Raw genomic sequence first — 22,154 nt, 5'->3', positions numbered from 1 at the left:
TTAATTTATCCTACTTATCATGAACATATGTTTTTAAAAATAATATAACATCGGCTATGTCTTGAGGATTTGATAACCCTATAAAAGACATTTTTGTCCCAGGAGCATATTTACTCGGTTTATGCAAAAAGGAAAATAAACTATCGTCATCCCATACACCGCCGATTTTAGTTAAAGCACCGGAGTATTTATAATCTTCTATGCTAGCTTTTGGGCGTCCTGCAACATCCCAAAGATGAGGTCCTATTTTATTAGGTCCGTCCTTATCTAGCGAGTGGCACATCAAGCATTTTCTTGCTATTGCTTTGCCGTTTTCGGCATTAGCATTTTTCATTAACTCTGGTATATTTATTGTCGTGTCCGCAGCTTCCGTATTAGTGGGTAAAGATGACTCACTTACGGCAACACTGTAACCTCGATGAGAGGGTTGTAACTTTGGCTTGTAAAGTATATTTGCAATGAATCCTACCATCATTGCAATTAAACTGGTAAATAAAATAGCTGCAACGATTTTATTTAATTCTTTTCCTGACATTATATTTATGTATATATTAGTTTTTTAGTTATAGAATTAACATAATTTTTTCTAATTTAGATTATAGGGAATATTAATTCAATGACTAAAATAAAAAATTTAAAAAAAACAATAATGGATGATTTAGAAATTGAGAATAGAAAAAAATTATCAAAAAGAACAAAATCAAGAATCAAGCAAGTATTTGATAAAATAAAGTCTGTATGGAACTCTTTTAAAGAGAGCAAAACAGGCAAAATTTTATTTAGTAACAGTTTTAGCTATGCTCTTTCGCTAGGAGGAGTTGCGATTGCACTCAGCGGAATTTTTGCGCCGATCTCTCCTATAATTATAGCGGGAGCAAGTATAGCGGCTACAGGGGTAGGAATTCAAGCGGTAAATGAAACTTTAAAAATACATTCATTACGTAAACTTCAGAAGGAAAATAACTTATTAGTTCAAAATAGAAATGCTAAGACCACACAGGATTATATATTATCGTTAGAACCTAACTTAAAAAATGCTTTGAAAAATGCTTTATTTATGCCGCAGTTAAAGCAAAAAAATCCTAATAAAAATAAATATAATATAAACTCACAAAAACTATCAAGTACCGGTCGAGTGTTAGCGAATAATATCGGTGGGGTAGCTTCTATTGCAAGAAATATTATTGAAGGAGCTAGTGGTAATGTCGTTGCTATTTTAAAAGCTACCGGCTATGGTGTACTTACTACGGCATCTTTAATTACTGGGGGGCTCAGTGAAAAAGAAAAAAATGATATTCAAAAAATGTTTAAGTTAAATATAAATACAGAATATCAAAAGCAAGATACACCGAATTATAAAAATTTAAAACAGTTAGAAGAATTTACTAAAAAACAAACTCTGCAAACGTTAGCTTTAAAAAAATTAATAACGGATAAATATTATTGGAAAATAAAAGATGTAGACAAGCAAGAAAAATTTTATGAAATAGAAAAAGAGTTTAAAGAGGAAATAAATAAAGACGGACTAAAAGCATTTCTGGCAAAAAAAGAATTAAATATAGATAACAATAAGGTAAATTATAAAAGAGATTTTACTAGAGGGTTAGATCCATTTTATGAAAAACCTACTAAAGCTCACGAATACACCCCTTTAACAGAAGCTATGAAGGCAAAACCGGAGCTTATTAATATTAAAGAAGAAGGGAATAAAATTTCCAAGAAGTCGAATAAGATAATAGTTAAAAATGCGAGTAAAAAAAATCAGAAAAAAAAAAGTAATATCAATTCTTTTTAATAGAAAGAGTTGTTGTCTGGGTCGAAATCATTATAAAAAAACCTTGTCATTGCGAGAAGGCATTTATGCCGACGTGGCAATCTTATGATTAGATTGCTTCGCTTGCAATGACGAAGTCTTGATTATTTTTTAGATTGCCACGTTGCTACGCTCCTCGCAATGACAAGAGTCATCTAAATTGCACGCTCCTTTAGTCGGTCACAATGACGTTTATAATATCTATGCCACAACGTCTTAATAGAAAATAATGTTTTTTTAAATATTCTGAAGAAATATTTTATTTAACTCGTGGGTTAAAATAGAAAAGTCTACTTTGTCAAAGCCTTTTCGTGGAATTATTATCATTCCTAAATTAGTTAACTTAAATTTAGGGTTATTAATAATTAACCTTATTAAATGCTTTATACGCCTTTTGATTTTATTACGAATTACTGCTCTTTTATCTAGTTTTTTGCTAACTTTTATTCCTAAAAAAGCAGTATTTTGACAGGTGTGAAGAATATTGGAAAAATTTTTTGCTATTACTAAAATAAAATATTTTCCATGGAGTTTTTTACCTCGTTTATTTACGAGTTCAAATTCTTTTTGATCTTTTAATGAGGTAATAAACAATTTATTTATGCCGGCTTATTTAGGTTCTTTGTACAAAATTTAAAATAATATATTTCGGCTCTATTGTAATTACAATTGTAAGATTTTTTTAAAATAAAATAATTATTCCTGCAAAAATCTTATTAACTTTTGTACAAAATATCTGGAACCTAAGCTGATAATTTTTTTCTACCTTTGGCACGACGTTTTCTTAAGATTTCTCTTCCGCCGACAGTAGCCATTCTAGCTCTGAAGCCGTGTCTTCTTTTTCTTACTAAATTGCTTGGTTGAAATGTACGCTTCATATAATTTTATACCGAACGAAAAATGGATTTCTAAATAATAAGTATTTATAATTAAATAATTCTAACTTGTCAATGTCATTCTCGAGCGTTATTGGTATCAGTGAAACGGTTTTATAATTATATGCGCCTTGCAAGCTATGTATTTAATCTCTCTCTCAAATTTCCTACATATTTTAATATAGAACCATCATATTGTTTTGATAAATTAAAATTATAGCTATAACAAAATAAGCGTAATAAAAGATTTTATTTTTTAAAAAAATTTAGAGTCTGTCCTTGTAACTTCCATACGGTTATACCAAAAAAGCATATGCAAGGCTTAAGAAAGTGAAAAAGCCAAGAGCGTCTGTGATAGTAGTTAAAAACACTCCAGAACCAGCAGCCGGATCAATATCTAGGTAATGTAATGCTATAGGTATAGCTGAGCCAAATAACCCCGCAACAAGGAAATTTAAAATAACTGCAATAGCAAAAATAATACTAAGATTTAAATCAAGTAACATCACAAAACTTAATCCTGCGCCGATAAAGGCAAGAACAAAGCCGTTAAAACCGCAAACAGCAATTTCTTTTAATATTACCTTACTAAAATTATTATAATGAATATCCTTGTTGGCTAAAGCTCGAACAGTGACGGTCATAGCTTGTGTTCCGGCATTACCTCCCATCGAGGCAACAATCGGCATAATAACTACAAGTGCTACAAGTTTTGAGATAGTCTCGTTAAAGTGATTAATAATAAGCGAGGTCATGCAAGCGGTAATCAAATTAACAAATAACCAGGGAAAACGGTGCTTAACCGTATAAAATAAATTAAAGAAAGTATCCTGGGTATGCACCCCGCTAAGAGATAATATATCTTTTTCTGCTTGTTCCTCAATGATGTAAATTATATTATTTATCGATACGCTACCGACTAACTTACCACTTTTATTTACTACTGGCACTATAGTTAACGCATATTGTCTGAAAATAAAGCTCAGCTCGTTTAAATCGGTGAAAGTATCTGCAAGCTTAAAGTCTTTATTTACTAAATCTTTTATTAATTCTTCGTTTTCGTGTTTTAGTAGAGTACTGAGTAATATGATGCCTACAGGACGAGATTTACTATCAGTTACGATAGCTGCATGAAAATCTTGTTTTATATGTTTAATGAAATTTATAGATTTTTCTACCGTCCAATTTTCCTGAAGGTTAATAAAATCTCGCTCGATTACTCGCCCGACGGTATTTTCCGGATAAGTGCAGCCCTCGGCAATTTGTTGACGCTTCTCTTTACTCAGCTTTTGTAAAATTAGTTCTTTTATATCATCGTCTAAATCTATTATTACTTCAATAGCGTCTTCTATGACTAGCTGATTAATTAATTCTGTAGTTTTTTGTATTCCAAGTTCTTCTATTACTAAAGGCTTACTATTAGCATTTAACCATACTAAAATTTCCGGTTTTATAGTATCTTTTAAAAAGGGAAGGATTTTTTTGTAGGTTTTATGATTTACGTTATCTAAAAAATCAGCCAAATCAGCATAATGTAACTCTGATAGCATTTTTGCTGCAGCAGCAAATTCTTTATCATCTAAAAGATCATTAATGTGATCAAAAATTTCAGCAAAATGATCATGATGATCATGTAATATGCTTTTGAACATATTAGGCATAATTCCTTACCTATTAACTAAAAATGCTTAAGTGTTAAACTTAATGGGTAAACGTCAAAAAATGTCACCCCGCGGCTTGATTACGGGGGCTGGAAAAGACCTAAAAAAGAACTGGGTTCCGTGACGGGGCAACGGAATGATAAAATAATATAATTGGTGCGGTCGAGAAGATTTGAACTTCCACTCCTGTTACAGAACAGCACCCTCAATGCTGCGCGTCTACCGTTTCGCCACGACCGCTTAACCGAAACTTCATTATAACAACGACTTCGGTATTGTTGCATAGTTAGGAAAAAGCGTTCGATATCATTTCCGCGAAAGCGGGAATCCAGTCTTTTTTTGTCATGCTGAACTTGTTTCAGCATCTTTTTAGTAGATCCTGAAATAAATTCAGGATGACTATAATTTTCTGGATTCCTGCTTTCGCGGGAATGATATCGGGGCCATGCAACAAACGCCTAACGACTCCTCGCAATGACCGCTTTTTTTAATCATATAGCAAATTATTAGCCTAATATCAACAATTGTTTATAACAAAATCTAGTTTAGCTTGATAACAAAACTTGGCATTACGCCTTGCTCTAGGGCAGCAATTTTTAGCTGTACCAGTTTTTCGTCTAAATCATTATATTTACTGTGAAATTTTTCAGCATTACCGGTTAAAACTAATGCAGAATCGATGCCGAGTTTATTAGCTCCTAAAATATCGGTATAAAAAGTGTCGCCAATCATCAATATACGATTTTTTGGTATATTGTCTAATTGATTTAATACTTTATTATAGATTTCTGCATAAGGTTTGCCGGTATAAATCACTTCTCCGCCGAATTGTTTTAATTTTTCGGCATAATAACCGGCGCAATATCTATACACTCCGCGCTGATTAATACCGATATCGGGATTAGCGCAAATATTAATCATTTTATTTTTAACAGATATTTTAAGAATATCATTAAATTCGTCTAAATCTAAATTTTCATCTTCATCGCGATAAATAGTTAAAAGCAAAATATTGGCATCATTAATATTATTAGTAATAGGGCATTGTATGCCGTTTATTATATCATTCTCTTCATATCCTAAATGGTATAATACCGGTTTTTCGATCCCAAATTGCTCTTTGCTTTTTAAAATCATGTCGACAGCTACTTCTCCTGAACTAATTATCATTTCTGAAGTAGCATTAAGTCCCCAGGATTTAACCATTTGTAATAAGGAAAAAGTATTACGAGGAGCATTAGAAACAAAAAATACTTTTCTTGAGGCAATTATTTTATTAATGTTTTCGACAACGTTTGGGTAAGTATAAGCTCCTTCGATTACTACCCCCCAAAGATCAAATAAAAATACGTCATAGTCATTTACTATGTCCACAATATTTTTAAAATCTAACTTGTTCATTATTCTTCTCTAAATTATGGTTAGGCGGATAGCTGTTAAAACTCAGCAGCATTATGTCATTCCCGCGCAGGCGGGAATCCAGAAAAACACTTAGAAATAAACATTATATAAAAATTTACTATATAATTCGCTTAAATACTTTCTGGATTCCCGCCTGCGCGGGAATGACATAGAGCATGCTTTAATCATCTATGCGACAATGCCTTCTCACAATAACGAATCCTTCCTTTTTAATAAATTTACTCAAAACTTTACTCTTCCTATAAGTTTAAGTATACTGGTTTTTATCGTTTTTATCAGTATGTGAGATGTATGTCAAATAATGAACTAAATATTGTAGAAGAATCATACGGTGCAGATTCTATTAAAGTTTTAAAAGGCCTCGAAGCAGTAAAGAAAAGGCCGGGAATGTATATTGGGGATACCGATGATGGTTCGGGTCTTCATCATATGATTTATGAGGTAGTAGATAACGCTATTGATGAGTCTCTAGCCGGTCATTGTGATTTAGTACAGGTAACTTTAAATAAAAACGGTTCGGTAACCGTGCGTGATAACGGGCGGGGAATCCCTATCGATATTCATGAAGGTGAGGGAATTTCGGCAGCTGAAGTAATCATGACGCAACTACATGCCGGCGGTAAGTTTGATCAAAATTCCTATAAAGTTTCCGGGGGATTGCACGGTGTTGGCGTGTCGGTAGTAAACGCTTTATCTGAATGGCTAGAGCTACGCATATGGCGTGCTAACAAAGAATATCTTATTAAATTTCATAATGGAGTAGCAACCTCTCCACTTGCTTGCCTTGGTGAAGCTGTTGAAAAAAAAGGTACGGAAATTACTTTTTTTCCATCAGTTGAAACTTTTAGCAAGATAGAATTTGATTTTGCAACTATTGAACACCGCTTGCGGGAACTAGCTTTTTTAAATTCTGGGGTAAAGATATTATTAACTGATAATAGATTTGAAGAAGTTAAAGCTGTAGAATTTTATTATACAGGCGGCGTAGAAGAATATGTAAAATATATAGACCGTGCCAAGCATGCTGTGCATCAATGTATAACGATAAATACTAATAATTCGGAATCTGGTATTAGCTTAGAGCTTGCGATGCATTGGAATGATTCTTATCATGAAACTATTTTATGCTTTACTAATAATATTAGGCAACGTGATGGCGGTACTCACCTCAGCGCTTTTAAATCAGGACTGACACGTGTTATTAGTGCTTACCTTAAAAGTACCGGGCTTGATAAAAAAATGAAAAGTGAATTTATTGGTGAAGATGCAAGAGAAGGTTTATCCTGTGTTTTGTCTGTTAAAGTACCTGACCCAAAATTCTCTTCGCAAACTAAAGACAAGCTAGTAAGTTCTGAGGTGCGTCCGGTAGTCGAAAATGCCGTACATACTAAAATTCTTGAATGGTTTGAAGAGCACCCGTCTGAAGCTAAATTAATCGTTAATAAAATCCTGGAAGCAGCAACAGCTAGAGAAGCGGCAAGAAAAGCCAGAGAATTAACTAGGCGTAAATCTGCACTAGAGATATCTAATTTACCGGGTAAGCTTGCCGACTGTCATGAAAAAGATCCAGCCTTGTCGGAATTATTTTTAGTAGAAGGAGATTCGGCAGGCGGTACAGCGAAGCAGGGGAGGGATAGCAAGACTCAAGCTATTTTACCACTGCGTGGTAAAATTTTAAATGTTGAGCGTGCAAGATTTGACAAAATGCTTAATTCAGATCAGATAGGTACTCTAATTACTGCGCTTGGTACTAATATTGGTGTGCAGGATTTTTCGCTTGAAAAACTTAGATATCATAAAATTGTTATTATGACTGATGCGGATGTCGATGGCTCGCATATTAGAACTTTATTACTGACGTTTTTTTATCGTCACATGCCGGAATTAATAAATAAAGGATATCTATATATCGCTCAGCCGCCGCTTTATAAAGTAAAAAAAGGCAGTCAGGAGCTATATTTAAAAAATGAGCAAGCGCTGCAGGATTATTTAATAAAATCTACTATTAATGATGCCGGGCTGATTTTATCGGATCAGGAGCAACTAATCGGTACGGCTTTGGAAGAATTTATTGTCAAGGTAATTAAATTTAATACCTTACTTGATCAGGCAAGCAAAAAATTTAATCGTCCAATTGCCGAATGTCTAGCCATTAATAATTTATTAAATAATGAAATATTTAATATGGAAAGAGCAGCTGATCTTAAAAAAGCCTTGGATATTTTAAATGCTACTCAAATCTCCCTTGATAAAACTGTTTGGGAGGTATCAGTACAGGATAATAGCGTAGAATTTTTCCGCTTTAGCAGAGGTTTAAAAGAAAGTAAAACATTAGTGCGAGAGCAATTAGAATCTTTTGAATTTGGGCAGATATCTAAAATGGCACTTGCTTTTGTGGATATTTTCAAAAATCCATTAAAGTTTGTAACTAAAAATCAGGAATTTAATATATTGACCCCCCATCAATTATTAAATGTTATCATGGAGTGCGGTAAAAAAGGTATAACTGTTCAGCGCTTTAAGGGTCTTGGTGAGATGAATTCCGAGCAATTATGGGAAACTACGCTTGATCCGAGTACCAGGACTTTATTACAAGTAAGAGTAACAGAAATTGATAGTGCGGAAGAGATTTTTTCAACATTAATGGGTGATATAGTCGAACCGAGACGTCAATTTATTCAGGCAAATGCTTTGAATGTAGTAAACCTGGATGTCTAATTAAGATACTAAAACCGTCATTGCGAGCGACTAAAAGGAGCGTGGCAATCTTATGAGAAATTATATTGCTTCGCTTTGCTCGCAATGACGAAGTTGTTATTTTTCTTTAGATTGCCGCGTCAATGCTAACGCATCTTCCTCGCAATGACGGGTAAGGTCGATCCACGCGGGCAAGGTTTCCTTGCAATGGCGGATAATAGGAATGACATAAATCTTTACAGATTACAGATAAATTATTATACTTTACTAATTAATTTAATCCTTCAAAAAATTATAAAAATGAATATTCATGAATACCAAGCGAAAGAAATTTTAAGAAAATACGGAGTGCCGACATCGACCGGTGTAGTAATTACAAAAACCCAGGATATTAATACGGCTATTGATGGATTAGACACAAAAGTATATGTCGTTAAAGCCCAAATACATGCCGGTGGTAGAGGAAAAGCAGGCGGCGTAAAAGTTGTAAAGAGTAAAGAAGAAGCCAAGAAAGTAGCACATGACATGTTTGGTATGAATTTAGTAACTCATCAAACGGGACCGTTAGGGCAAAAAGTTAACCGCTTATATGTTGAGTCAGGCTGTGATATTTTAAAAGAATATTATTTTAGCGTCGTATTTGATAGATCAAGCAGCCGCATCGCATTTATAGCTTCTTCTGAAGGCGGTGTTGATATTGAAGAGGTAGCCGAAAAAACTCCTGAAAAAATAATTAAGTTTTTCGTAGATCCGGCAACAGGTCTGCAATCATTTCATACGCAAGGTATCGCTTATGAATTAGGGTTCAGGGATGATCAGGTGAAGCAAATGAGGAAAATCGTCCAGGCAACTTATAATACTTTTATAGAAACCGATGCAGCGCAAATTGAGATTAATCCTTTAATAGTTACAACAGAGGGAGATTTACTTGCTTTAGATGCAAAAATTACTTTCGACGATAATGCTTTGTTTAAGCATCCGAATATTGTAACTTTGCGTGATCAAGATGAGGAAGATCCGCTTGAGACTAGAGCTTCAAATGCAGGGCTTAGTTATGTAAAAATGGACGGTAATATTGGGTGTATGGTAAACGGAGCAGGTCTTGCTATGGCTACTATGGATATTATTAAGCTTTACGGTGCAAAACCGGCAAATTTTCTTGATGTTGGAGGAGGAGCCGATCGTGAACGTGTTAAAGAAGCTTTCAAAATTATTCTGTCGGACAAAGCAGTGCAGGGTATTCTGGTAAATATCTTCGGCGGTATTATGCGCTGCGATATCATAGCTGAAGGAATTATTGCCGCTGCTAAAGATATCGGCATAAAAGTGCCTTTGGTCGTTCGTCTTGCTGGTACCAACGTTGAGAAAGGCGAGGAGATTTTATCTAGCTCCACTTTGGAAATAATTTCTGCTCATGATTTAGCAGATGCAGCAAGTAAGATTGTTGAGGCGATAAAGTAATATTACTCTATTATGTCATTCCTGCGAAAGCAGGAATCCAGAAAATAATAGTCATCCTGAATTTATTTCAGGATCTACAAAGAGATGCTGAAACAAGTTCAGCATGACATAAATAAGGCTGGATTTCCGTTTTCACGGGAATGACACAAAAAGCTAGAAAAATAATAATAAATAAGGCAAAAAATGGCAATATTAATTGATAAAAACACTAAAGTAATCTGTCAGGGATTTACCGGTTCACAGGGAACTTTCCACTCTGAGCAAGCAATAGCTTACGGCACTAAAATGGTTGGAGGAGTAACGCCCGGAAAAGGCGGGAATACTCACCTTGACCTTCCGGTATATAACACCGTAGATGAAGCAGTAAAAAAAACAGGAGCAAATGCTAGCGTTATTTATGTACCACCGCCCTATGCTGCCGATTCGATATTAGAAGCAATAGATGCGGGCATTGAAATAGTAGTGTGTATTACCGAAGGAATACCGGTGCTTGATATGGTAAAAGTTAAGCGTGCCTTAATTGGTTCTAAAACCAGATTAATTGGTCCTAATTGTCCAGGCGTAATTACTCCGAATGAGTGCAAAATCGGTATCATGCCCGGGCATATTCATAAAAAAGGTTCAGTCGGAGTAGTTTCAAGGTCGGGTACTTTAACCTATGAAGCAGTTGCGCAAACTACCGAAGTGGGGTTGGGGCAATCAACTTGTGTAGGTATTGGCGGCGATCCTGTTAACGGTACTAATTTTGTTGATTGTATTGAGATGTTTTTAAGAGATGAAGAAACGAAATCAATTATTATGATCGGTGAAATCGGCGGAGATGATGAAGAAAAAGCCGCGGAATTTATTAAACACTCAAAAATTAAAAAACCAATAGTAAGCTTTATTGCAGGAATTACAGCGCCGCCTGGTAAAAGAATGGGGCATGCAGGGGCTATTATTTCCGGCGGTAAAGGTTCTGCTGAGGATAAGCTTGAAGCACTTCAAAGTGCCGGCGTGACTATTACTAGATCCCCTGCAGAAATCGGCCGTACTATGTTAGAGTTGCTCAAAAAATAATTGCGAAGAGTTATTTGTTACTTACGTTGACCTTAGAATAATATCATTCTTGCTTTCTTTATGTTATTCCTGCGCAGGCGTTATTGTGTGGATACCTAAAATGTCCTTGATTTCATTCCCTCGAAGGCATTGTTGCGTGGATAATTAAAGCACGTTGTATGTCATTCCCGCGAAGGCGGGAATCCAGAAAAATTAAGCTAAAGATGTAACGATAACTTACAATTATATAGAAAAAAGCCTTACAAGCTAAGGCTTTTAGCCTGGATTCCTGCCTTCGCAGGAATGACATAAAAGGTAACGGGAATGATATACTGCTATTTTATCGATACACGTAATAATACCCTCTCACCATGACATGTAAGTTATCAACGAATATCCACGAAGGTAATACCTTGTGGAAACAGCTTAGAACACCTGCGAAAACTATAACAATTCTTAACGTCTATATAATCTATATTTAATAAAATACCAAAAATAGTAAGCTACAAAAGTACCGACTACTGCAAAAATAGAAAATAGAAAGTTATTATCGTCATTTGAACCATATGCAGAGCTGGAAGATAATGCTCCAGCATACATGCCGATAGAGCACATGGAAAAATATGAAAATATAGCAGTTCTAAGGTCATAAGCTTTAAATTTGTCTAATAATATTAATAAATTACAAATAAAAATTGCGCCTAAACAAATCCCAATTATCATTATAAGACAAGCATTCCACGTCTGCTGTATTCCATAAAAAGGTAATAAAATGAAACAAAATAAAATTGTTAATATTAATAATAAATTAGCAAAATATTTATTCACTTTGTTTAATATATAAGACATCGGTATTATAGAAAAAAACATAGCTATGAATATATAATTAAGTATAACTTCTGAGTTTATTAGTGCTAGTTGATATTTAAGAGCAAAGGCTTCGTAATACCATAAAGTTTCAAAAATAACGTAAGCCATTATAAAACCCGTTAATAATTGTAATTCTATATTTTTTATTAATAGAGAAAATTTGGAGCTTGACTCTAAATTATGGGAAGGTTCGTTTGTATGCAACGTTTCAGTTAAAATATTTATAAAATAAAATAATGCTCCGATTACCATAAGATGATTGGTTGGCTTTAATAGGGGGCTTAGAAAAGCTACAATAATATGCCCGCCCGTCCATAAAAAAATGATGAGGGCTAAAAAAAGATATTTTTTGTTAGCTGTAGATTCAATAATACGCATTATTATAGTAGCAAGGTATGCAAAGGTTGCCCCGCTCATTACAATAAGATTTAATTTTATTATATTATAATCATTGAATATAATAAGATTTATTATACTAATTATAAGTATAAAAAGGCTAATAAGTATAATTTTTTTATTGCTTAATTTATTAATTAATTGTGTTAAAGAAAAAGCAGTTATTATAAGACCGGCTAATCTAATTTGAGAGAGATGTTCTATTTGTTCTCCATTAAAACCTTTACTTAACAAAAATGAACTAATTATGTAAAAATGTGTGCTATTAATGCAAGAGAAAAGAAATATTCCAAGCAAAGAGAAAAAAAGTGTTTTATAATCGACTTTTAAAGGCATAAATAATTGTTTGCTAAACACAAATACATGGTATATAAATTATGGTCAAGAGTATGATTATCCTTGCCTTTGATTATATAGTTTATGATTAAATTTAATATAATTTATTCTTTTTAAATATATATTTGATTGATTATTTAATAAATTTATATACTTAAAATATATATGTTAAAGTATTATATTTAATTTGTATATAACTTTAACTCAATCTTAAAAGATTTTAATAAATGGATGTAACGTAAATTCTACATAATTTTACGGCAGATATAAAAGGCGTTTTTGCATGGATACTATCCCCGTCATTGTGAGCGACCTTTGGTCGTGCGGCAATCTAGAAAATAATAACCACTTCGTCATTGCGAGCGAAGCGAAGCAATTTAGTTAACTTCATAAGATTGCCGCGTCGCTTAGCGGCTCCTCGCAATGACGGTGAGAGTCTTAGATTGCCACGCCTTGACTACGTTCCTTCTCGCAATGACGGGTTTAGGCATTTGTTGAGCCATTACAACAAAAGCAAATATAAAAAAATAAAACAAAATAAAAGAATATAGCGGGTGGCTATTGTTTAAGTATATATAAAAATTCAAACCAAAATTTAGTAATAATATATTGCTCATATGGGGCATATAATTTTTAATTATTACTAATTTTGTGTTTAAGTACATAGTGAGCAAAATTAATGAGTAAAAAAATTATAATAGATGCTAATTTTCCTAACGAAACAAGGGTATTGCTGGTAGGGCATAATAATGTATCAGGGCATAGCAACATAGAAGATATAGAATATGAAACATCAATAAAACAACAAAATAAGGGTAATATTTATTTAGCAAAAGTTACTAAGATAGAACCGTCTTTACAAGCTGTTTTTATAGAATATGCTCCTAAAAATAATATGGCTAAAAGCGGGTTTTTACCTTTTAGCGAGATTCATCCTAATTACTATAACCTACCTCAGGGAGATAAAAGTTTTCCTATTAATGAATTTCCGGAAATAATATCGCATGATATTATTTTAGAAGATGGCGATGAAATACCTTTGACTACTTCTTATGATCCCTTAATGGATAGCGAAGAAATTGACTTAAAAGTTATAGAAGAATTGGTCGATAATAAATTTCAGTCGGAATTTAATTTAGAAGGGGAGGATGATGTTGAAATTATTAGTAATATTAAGGAAGAAAACACGCCGCATAAACAGTATAAAGTTCAAGAAGTAATAAGAAAAAATCAAATATTGTTAGTTCAGGTAACAAAAGAGGAAAGGGGTAATAAATGCGCTTCTTTTACTACTTATATGTCGCTTGCCGGTAAATATTGTGTTTTAATGCCTAATAAACCTGCTCAAAACGGTGTATCAAGGAAAATATCAAACGCCGATGAAAGGAAAAGGCTTAAGAATATTATCGGTAAAATAATAAATAATGAAAATGCTAAAAATATCTCTAGCGTAATCATTCGAACGGCAGGTAAAGGATGTACTACTTTAGACCTGAAAAAAGATTATAATTATTTAGCAAAATTATGGAATAAAATCCGAAAAACTACCGTTAAATTTGCTGCTCCATGTTTTATTCATGCAGAAGATAGTATAATTCGTAAAACTATCAGGGATATGTGTGACCATAGTGTTAAAGAGGTTGTAATTCAAGGAAAAGAGGCCTATCAATCTGCTATGAGATTTATGCAGGATATTCTGCCTTCAGAGGTTGTAAAGCTTAAAGAGCATAAAGATAAAATGCCAATTTTTACTAAATTTCAAGTTGAAGAGCAGTTATCTAAGCTTTATCAACCTATTGTTACTTTACCTTCCGGTGGTTATATAGTAATTAACCCTACCGAAGCGCTTATTTCCATCGATGTAAACTCAGGTAAATCTACTTCTGAAAAAAATATAGAAGAGACGGCATTAAAAACCAATTTAGAAGCGGCAAAAGAAATAGCGCGACAAGTTAAGCTTAGAGATCTGTCGGGCTTATTGGTTGTTGACTTTATCGATATGGGAGAGCTACGAAATCGTAAAATTATTGAACGATCTTTTAAAGAATTTTTAAGCCGTGATCGTGCCCGTATACAAACCGGTAATATTAGTCAATTCGGTTTGCTTGAATTTTCAAGACAAAGATTACGTTCTTCTTTTTTAGAAGCTAACTCAGCAATTTGCTCTCATTGTAACGGTAAAGGAATAGTACGTGCTGATGAATCTAATGCTATGTTGATCTTACGGACAGTAGAAAATGAAATTTTTGATGAAACTACTGACGTAGTAAATATTTTTGCAAATATTTCTTCGGTAATTTATTTACTTAACAACAAACGCCAGGAAATTAAGTTTATAGAAGAGAAATATAATATAAAACTTAATTTTCATTCTGATCCTAACGCTACTTCGGATAATTACTCTATTGAAAAAATAAAATTGCTCAAAAAAAATAACGGTAATGAAGCAATAAATAAGCCAATGATTCAACATGATAGTGCTAATTATCATGAAGAAGTAGCGCAGTCAAAAGAAGTGTTGCGTAAGGGTAAACAAAAATGGAAAACTAATAATAATGAAGTGCGGATATCTGAAGAGTCAAAAAATAAGGATGCAGAAGTAATAAAAGTTACAAAAGAGCTGGTTACAAAAGATGTTGAAAATGAACAGATTGTAAACGATACAGATGAAAACCATAAATTAGCTGATGATAAGGTAGTTGAAGGAACTGAAGCAAAAGTTATTTCAAAACGTAAATATCGTAATAGAAGAGCAAATTATAAACGTTTGGCTGCCGGTAATGTTAATAAAGAAAATCCTAAAGAGAATAGTGAGCCGCCTCCATCGGCTTAAATTTCGTATATTATGAGCATTATTGTATGATGCGATAGAAGCAGCAGTATGTCATTCCCGCGTGGCATTGTTGTGGGGACGCCCTAAACGTCCTCGGTGTCATTCTCTCGAAAGAGGAAATCTACTTAACAATATAACAAAAGTTAGATACCAGCTTTCGCTGGTATGACACCAAAATTCGATCTACGCAACAAGGTTTTCAGTCGCTCGCAATGACGTTTGAGGTATCGACACAATAATGCCTTCTAGCCTGCGCGGCACTGACATCGAAAAAGCCATGCAATAAATAACAATGCAGCCATGCAATAACGCTTATATTATGACTAAAATTAGGCTTGATGAGTATCTATTGAAAAAAGGTTTTACGGATAATATTAATATTGCTCGAAGTCTTATTATTCAGGGGAAAGTTCATAATGAATCAGCGCAATTAATCAAGCCTGGCTTACAGGTTAATATTAATGCTGTAAATATTAAAGTAAAACAACCTGAACATAATTACGTATCAAGAGGAGCTTTAAAGCTTATCGCCGCTTTAGATTATTTTAAAGTTAACCCTGAAGATTTAGTTTGCTTAGATGTCGGGAGTAGCACCGGCGGATTTACCGAAGTTTTATTAGAGAGAAAAGCAAAATTAATTTTTGCCGTAGATGTCGGCTTCGGTGAGCTGCATTGTAGACTGCGAGATAACCCAAATATTATAGTTTTAGAAAAAACTAATGCACGGTATTTAACCGATAAGCAAATTACTATTCCTCCTGATTTAATTGTTTGTGATGCTAGTTTTATTAGTTTAACGACAATATTACCGGCTTCTTTAAGTCTTGCTAAAAAAGATTGCAAACTTATTGCTTTGATAAAACCACAATTTGAAGTTGATAGGTCTGAAGTAGAAAAGGGCGGTATTATTAAAAATCCTCTTTTGCACCAAAAAGTATGCGATAAAATCAAAATTTGGCTTGAAAAAGAGTGTGATTTTAAAATATTCGGTATAATAGAAAGCCCGATACTTGGGGCGAAGGGTAACAAGGAGTTTTTAATATACGCAAGGGCCTGTGTAGAAAATTTAAATTAATCTATCCTAGTTCTTTTTAGCTGCAAATTATAAGATTTTTTTGAAATAAGATCAGCTATTCCTACAAAAATCTTATTAATTTTCGCTTAAAAAATATCTTAAAATATAAATAATTTAAATTTCTGCACAGGCCCTAGGCGAAAGCCTTTATAATTTTGAATTAAATATTGCACATATATTTTAATTAGTGTATTCTCCTTAATCAGTAGAATAGAATGAATTGTAACAGGTGGGTTTTCCCACCTTTTTTGTTGGTAAAGTGATTTAGTGTCATATCGTGGCTTGACTTAGAAGTGTATGAACGTTCCCGATGTCATTCTCGCGAAAGCGGAATCCAGTAAAACATATAAAAAAACTTGTTTTTTTATATGTTTATTTTATTAAATATATAATTTTTGAAGGCTGTTTTTCTGGATTCCCGCCTACGCGGGAATGACCTCCAAGCTACGCAACAACGCTTTTAGTCGCTCGCAATGATGAGGATATACACAAATAATAAGTAAAATTTTAAAATGCAAACTATTGAACAACAAATAACAGGCGTGATAGAAGAAACCTTAACAACTATGGGTTTTGAGCTAGTAATTGTACGTTTGCGGGGAATGAATTTTAAAATACTTGAGATATTAATTGATAGGTTAGATGGGGAGAAAGTAACGGTAGAAGATTGCGGGCAAGTTAGTCAAAATATTTCGGCTATTCTTGATGTAGAAGATATTATTGATGAGGCATATAATCTGGAAGTGTCATCAAGCGGTGTTGAACGCCCATTAGTGAAGTTTGCGGATTATAATAGATTTAGTGGTAGAGAAGTTAATATAAAACTTAAAGCATTATTAAACGGTAAAACCCGTTATCAGGGTAAGATAATTAAAGGCGAAGATAATAAAATATATATAAATTTTCAGGGTGAAGAAGTAATACTTGATTTTGATTTAATTAAAAATGCTTCTTTAGTTTTAACGGATGAAATGTTTAAGGAATTATTAGATAAAAAATAGGTATTGCTAAATAAAGATAGCTATAGTCATTGCGAGCGACTAAAAGGAGCGCGACAATCTAAAAAATAGTCATCCTGAATTTATTTCAGGATCTTTCTGTAAGAGATGCTGAAACAAGTTCAGCATGACAAAAACTAGATTGCCATGTTGGTATTTAGTGCCTCCTCGCAATGACGTAAAATTTCTAAGTTATCTATCTTTAGTTAGTAACGTCAAAAAATAAAAAGTGTAAAAAATTTATGGTAAAAATTTATGTCTAACATAGGTAATGTGGAAATTTTACAAATTATAGATTCAGTAGCTCGAGAAAAAGGGTTGCCCAAAGAAAATTTGATTTTAGCAGTTGAGCAAGCAATTCAAGCTGCCGGACGGAAAAAATATGGTAACGAATATAATATTAAAGCTCAAATTAATAGGAAAACGGGGGAAATAAATCTTATACGAATTCTTGAGGTAGTAGAGAAGGTGGAGAATGACTTAATCCAAATTTCTTTAGAAGAGGCTCTTGAGAAAAAAGCGGATATTAAAATCAGCGATGAAATACACGAATATTTACCACCGATCGATCATGCAAGAGTAGCTGCGCAAGCTGCAAAGCAAGTAATAACTCAACGTGTTGGGGAAGCTGAAAGAGAAAAACAATATTATGATTTCAAAGATCGAAAAGGGGAAATTATAAATGGTATAATTAAAAGAATAGAATATGGTGATGTGTTTGTTGATTTAGGGCGTGCCGAAGCGGTTATTAAAAGAGAACAATTAATTAAAGGAGAAAGCTTTAAAGTTAACGATCGTATTAAAGCTTATGTACAAGATGTAAGGCTAGAATTTAAGGGGCCACAAATTTTCTTGTCAAGAACCGATAATCAAATGTTAGTTAAATTATTTGAATTAGAAGTGCCGGAAATTTACGATAATATTATTGAGATAAAAGCAGTTGCGCGTGATCCTGGTTCAAAAGCTAAAATAGCAGTATTCGCTTCAGATACAAGCATTGATCCTGTAGGATCATGTGTTGGTATTAGAGGGAATAGAGTTAGGGGCGTTACTAATGAACTCAACGGTGAGAAGATAGATATAGTATTATGGACTAATAACGTTGCTCAGTTTGTAATTAATGCTTTATCCCCGGCTGAAATTACAAAAATTTTAATTGATGAAGATAAGAGAAAAGTAGAAGTAGTAGTATCTCCAGAAAATCAAAGTATTGCTATTGGCAGGCGAGGGCAAAATGTTCGCTTAGCTTCAAAGCTAACAGGTTGGAATATCGATATAATGACCGAAGAGCAGGAATCAAAAAGAAGAAATGAGGAGTTTTTAACTTCAACCGAATTATTTATGGAAGCCTTAGATGTTGAAGAAGTTATAGCTCAGCTTTTATCGGTTACAGGCTTTATTTCAGTAGAACAAATAGCAAATAGTGAAGTTGATTCATTAAAAACAATTGAAGGTTTTGAGGAAGAGCTCGCTGTGGAAATTAAAAAAAGAGCAAGCGATTATGTTGATGTTAAAAACGAAAAAATTGTTAAAAAGCTTGAAGAGCTTGGAGTTGAACAGGAATTAATAGATATACTGGAGCTTCAACCTGATTCTATATTAAAATTTGCCGAATACGGTATAAAAACAATAGAGGATTTAGGAGAGCTAAGCTTAAACGAGTTTAAAACCTTAGCTCCGAACTCTAATATGACTGATGAGAACATTAAATTATTAATTAAAACTGCCCGTCAGCATGGAGAATTTAAAGAAAGCCAAGAAAAAAATAATATAGTTAGTTAAGTTTGTTATTTCCGTACAAGGGGCGGAGCGTTGTTGTATGCTCGAATTTTCGATGTCATTCCGTTGATCGCAGGAATCCAGAAATTTTAAAAAAAACACCGTCATTGCGAGGAGCCGCTAGGCAATGTGGTAATCTTATGATTAGATTGCTTCATCGGCAAATGCCTTCTCGCAATGACGAAGAGATAAGACTGGATTCCCGTTTTCACGGGAATGACATAAGAGTGCAAGGAAGGACATCGAAAATTCGAGCCATACAGCAAGACCGGCTTAACTGGACTAGAATAATTTAATAATTGCTAATTATAAGCAGTAAAGTTATACTGCTACTATTTTGGGTTCTACGAACCTAAAAAAACTTTATACTAAATATAATATTGCTACGTAAAGGTTTAACATTTATGACGGATAACCAGGAAATCAAACCCAAAAAGTTGACGCTTGGCAATTCAAAACTATCGCTTAATAAACCTATTGAGTCTCTCAGTGGAACTCAAAGTTTTATTAATTCTAAATCTAGAACATTAGTTGAAGTTAGAAAAAGTACAATAACTAGTGGTAGTACGCTTTCTTTAGGTAAGGAAAAAAATAATTCAGATCACCCTGAATCAACTAATGCGGAGTTTAATAGGCGCTTATCTGTTTTGAAAAAAGCTGCAGAACAAGCAAAATCTAATGAAAATTCTCCCATAAGTACTTTGAGCAGACTTGCTAGCATGAATCAAGTTGCCATGCCGAAAGAAGAGGCGGTAGAAGATATATTGCCTAATGATAATAAAGTAGAAACACCGAGCGATATTGTTACGGATTTACAAAAAACAGAAAAAAAAGAAGATACTTTTGTAAAATCTCCTCTAATTGGAGTTCGCAGTCGCTTTGGAATTGAAGCAGAAAATGATATAGGAAAGGATAAATTAACGGAAGGGAAAGTAGTCGCTCCGAAAGTCAAAATCGAAGAACCGAAAAAATTAAAAAAGACCGATATTTTTAATATGCTTGGTGACGATAGCGGTGATTCAGGTAATAAAGTTAGAAGCCTTGCTTCAATAAAACGAGCTAGAGAAAAAGAAAAACGTAAAGCGGTGCAGCAGCTACCGGACAAAATATATAGAGAAGTTATAATTCCTGAAGTTATAAGTGTTGGCGATTTAGCAAGCGGTATGTCAGAGCGAGCTGCAGATGTTATAAAAGAACTAATGAAGCTTGGAATTCTGGCAAATGCTGCTCAAACGATTGATGCAGATACGGCAGAGCTAGTAGCCACAAATTTAGGGCATACCGTAAAAAGAGTGCAGGAATCGGATATTGAAAATGTCTTAATTAATAAAAATGAAAAAGATGAAGATTTAAAACCGCGTGCGCCTATCGTTACGGTTATGGGACACGTAGATCACGGGAAAACTTCATTATTAGATGCTTTAAAATCTACCGATATTGCTGCAGGAGAAACCGGTGGTATTACTCAACATATCGGTGCTTATAGAGTTACTTTGGCGGATGGAAGAGCTATTACCTTTATCGATACTCCCGGCCATGAAGCTTTTTCGGAAATGCGAGGTCGAGGTGCGCAAGTAACCGATATAGTAATTATAGTAGTTGCTGCCGACGATGGAATTAAAACGCAGACCGTAGAAGCGATTAATCATGCTAAGGCTGCTAATGTACCCATAATTGTTGCCATTAATAAAATCGATAAACCTGATATTGATATCGAAAAGGTTAAAAATGAGCTTTATGTTCATGAGGTTATTAGTGATGAGTCGGGTGGTGATGTTATGGTTATACCAGTTTCTGCTTTGAAAAAAATAAATTTAGACAAGTTAGAAGAAGCAATTTTATTGGTTGCCGAGATGCAAGACCTTAAAGCAAACCCGGTGGGTGCTGCAGTCGGTATTGTGATCGAATCAAGAGTAGAGAAGGGTAAAGGTGTAGTTGCAACTATATTAGTACAACAAGGTACTTTAAAAAATGGAGATATAATAATTGCCGGTACTTCATACGGTAAAGTTAAACGAATGAGTAATGATAAAGGACTAGATATTCGTGAAGCGTTACCATCCGTGCCAGTTGAAGTTTACGGTTTAAATGAAGTTCCGCATGCTGGTGATAAGTTTAACGTAGTACAAAATGAAAAACAAGCAAAAGATATTGTAGAATATCGCGCACGTATCGTAAAAGAGCGCAAAATCTCTATTGCTCCAAGATCAAGCCTGGAAGAGTTATTCCTTAAAGCCGCAGGTACAGGTAAAACAAAAGAATTACCGTTAATTATTAAAGGTGATGTCCACGGTTCAGTTGAAGCTATTAGTGGAAGCTTATTAAAATTACCGAATGATGAGGTGAAACTTCGTATTCTTCATAGTGGGGTAGGGCCGATAACCGAGTCCGATATAAATTTAGCCCAAGCTTCTAAAGCTATTGTTCTCGGCTTTAACGTTAGAGCCGGTAGCAATGCAGCAACACTAGCGGAAAAAGATAAAGTAGAGATTAGATATTATAGAATAATATATGATCTACTAGACGACATAAAAGCGATAATGAGTGGCATGCTTGACCCTATTATTCGTGAGCAATATATCGGTACGGTAGAAATTAGGCAGGTATTTAACGTTTCTAAAGTCGGAAAGATAGCAGGAAGCTATGTAACGCGAGGAGTGATAAAGAAGGGAGCTGGCGTACGTCTATTACGTGATAACGTAGTGGTTCACGAAGGAAAACTTAAAACGCTTAAGCGTTTTAAAGAAGAAGTAAAAGAAGTTAGAGAAAATTTTGAATGCGGTATAGCTTTTGAAAATTATGAAGATATAAAAGAAAATGATATAGTAGAAGTTTTCGAACTTATTGAAGAGAAAAAGCAATTATTATAGTCGGTTGTGAGTAAACATTTCTAGGTTATT

The 22,154-nt window shown here is 33.9% G+C and carries 15 protein-coding genes and 1 tRNA gene; 9 read left to right on the top strand and 7 right to left on the bottom strand.

Going from position 1 to position 22,154, the window contains the following annotated elements; all coding sequences use genetic code 11:
* Nucleotides 1-10: 10 nt before the first annotated feature.
* Nucleotides 11-535 carry a c-type cytochrome gene (locus OTR29_RS02845; RefSeq protein WP_422229154.1) on the bottom strand — a complete coding sequence of 175 codons (525 nt, stop codon included), beginning with the start codon at nucleotides 533-535 and terminating at the stop codon, nucleotides 11-13.
* Between the two features lie 114 nt (nucleotides 536-649).
* Between OTR29_RS02845 and OTR29_RS02840 the strand changes: the two genes are divergently transcribed.
* Entirely contained in the window at nucleotides 650-1,795 is a 1,146-nt protein-coding gene (locus OTR29_RS02840; protein ID WP_422229300.1) for a hypothetical protein, read from the top strand.
* 255 nt (nucleotides 1,796-2,050) lie between these two features.
* Here OTR29_RS02840 and rnpA read toward each other — a convergent pair whose 3' ends face one another.
* The 5 genes from rnpA to OTR29_RS02815 all read right to left on the bottom strand — a co-directional run bounded on the left by rnpA (nucleotide 2,051) and on the right by OTR29_RS02815 (nucleotide 5,750).
* A complete protein-coding gene (rnpA, locus tag OTR29_RS02835) occupies nucleotides 2,051-2,407 on the bottom strand; it encodes a ribonuclease P protein component (protein WP_422229153.1) in 357 nt (118 codons plus the stop codon).
* Nucleotides 2,408-2,556: 149 nt separating this feature from the next.
* Nucleotides 2,557-2,691 carry a 50S ribosomal protein L34 gene (rpmH, locus tag OTR29_RS02830; protein WP_341748129.1) on the bottom strand — a complete coding sequence of 45 codons (135 nt, stop codon included), beginning with the start codon at nucleotides 2,689-2,691 and terminating at the stop codon, nucleotides 2,557-2,559.
* Between the two features lie 293 nt (nucleotides 2,692-2,984).
* Complete coding sequence (mgtE, locus tag OTR29_RS02825) at nucleotides 2,985-4,349, bottom strand: magnesium transporter (protein ID WP_422229152.1); 1,365 nt, start codon at nucleotides 4,347-4,349, stop codon at nucleotides 2,985-2,987.
* A 154-nt stretch (nucleotides 4,350-4,503) separates the two neighbouring features.
* Nucleotides 4,504-4,589: transfer RNA gene (locus OTR29_RS02820), tRNA-Leu, on the bottom strand.
* A 300-nt stretch (nucleotides 4,590-4,889) separates the two neighbouring features.
* Nucleotides 4,890-5,750 carry a TIGR01459 family HAD-type hydrolase gene (locus OTR29_RS02815; RefSeq protein WP_422229151.1) on the bottom strand — a complete coding sequence of 287 codons (861 nt, stop codon included), beginning with the start codon at nucleotides 5,748-5,750 and terminating at the stop codon, nucleotides 4,890-4,892.
* 312 nt (nucleotides 5,751-6,062) lie between these two features.
* Here OTR29_RS02815 and gyrB point away from each other — a divergent pair, with 312 nt between their 5' ends.
* From gyrB to sucD, 3 genes are all read left to right on the top strand, one after another.
* Nucleotides 6,063-8,489, top strand: a complete 2,427-nt coding sequence (gyrB, locus tag OTR29_RS02810) for a DNA topoisomerase (ATP-hydrolyzing) subunit B (RefSeq protein ID WP_422229150.1) — start codon at nucleotides 6,063-6,065, stop codon at nucleotides 8,487-8,489.
* A gap of 279 nt (nucleotides 8,490-8,768) precedes the next feature.
* Complete coding sequence (gene sucC, locus OTR29_RS02805; RefSeq protein ID WP_422229299.1) at nucleotides 8,769-9,929, top strand: ADP-forming succinate--CoA ligase subunit beta; 1,161 nt, start codon at nucleotides 8,769-8,771, stop codon at nucleotides 9,927-9,929.
* 183 nt (nucleotides 9,930-10,112) lie between these two features.
* Nucleotides 10,113-10,988 carry a succinate--CoA ligase subunit alpha gene (gene sucD / locus OTR29_RS02800; protein WP_422229149.1) on the top strand — a complete coding sequence of 292 codons (876 nt, stop codon included), beginning with the start codon at nucleotides 10,113-10,115 and terminating at the stop codon, nucleotides 10,986-10,988.
* Between the two features lie 435 nt (nucleotides 10,989-11,423).
* Here the strand turns inward: sucD and OTR29_RS02795 are convergent, their stop codons facing one another.
* Nucleotides 11,424-12,569, bottom strand: coding sequence for an MFS transporter (locus tag OTR29_RS02795; protein ID WP_422229148.1), 1,146 nt, complete (start codon nucleotides 12,567-12,569; stop codon nucleotides 11,424-11,426).
* 679 nt (nucleotides 12,570-13,248) lie between these two features.
* On the opposite strand from OTR29_RS02795, the gene OTR29_RS02790 reads away from it, so the two are divergent.
* The 5 genes from OTR29_RS02790 (at nucleotide 13,249) to infB (ending at nucleotide 22,124) form a co-directional block, all read left to right on the top strand.
* Nucleotides 13,249-15,402, top strand: a complete 2,154-nt coding sequence (locus OTR29_RS02790; RefSeq protein WP_422229147.1) for an Rne/Rng family ribonuclease — start codon at nucleotides 13,249-13,251, stop codon at nucleotides 15,400-15,402.
* Between the two features lie 319 nt (nucleotides 15,403-15,721).
* Complete coding sequence (locus tag OTR29_RS02785) at nucleotides 15,722-16,477, top strand: TlyA family RNA methyltransferase (RefSeq protein WP_422229146.1); 756 nt, start codon at nucleotides 15,722-15,724, stop codon at nucleotides 16,475-16,477.
* Between the two features lie 512 nt (nucleotides 16,478-16,989).
* On the top strand, nucleotides 16,990-17,478 hold the full coding sequence (gene rimP / locus OTR29_RS02780; RefSeq protein WP_422229145.1) for a ribosome maturation factor RimP: 489 nt from the start codon (nucleotides 16,990-16,992) through the stop codon (nucleotides 17,476-17,478).
* Between the two features lie 252 nt (nucleotides 17,479-17,730).
* Complete coding sequence (gene nusA, locus OTR29_RS02775; RefSeq protein ID WP_422229144.1) at nucleotides 17,731-19,257, top strand: transcription termination factor NusA; 1,527 nt, start codon at nucleotides 17,731-17,733, stop codon at nucleotides 19,255-19,257.
* A gap of 401 nt (nucleotides 19,258-19,658) precedes the next feature.
* Complete coding sequence (gene infB, locus OTR29_RS02770; protein ID WP_422229143.1) at nucleotides 19,659-22,124, top strand: translation initiation factor IF-2; 2,466 nt, start codon at nucleotides 19,659-19,661, stop codon at nucleotides 22,122-22,124.
* Nucleotides 22,125-22,154 lie beyond the last annotated feature (30 nt).

The sequence above is a fragment of the Rickettsia endosymbiont of Halotydeus destructor genome (genome assembly GCF_049278075.1).
Classification (GTDB): Bacteria; Pseudomonadota; Alphaproteobacteria; order Rickettsiales; family Rickettsiaceae; genus Rickettsia.
Note: the sequence above shows the minus strand (reverse complement) of the source record. Positions and strands in the feature narration are given on the sequence as shown.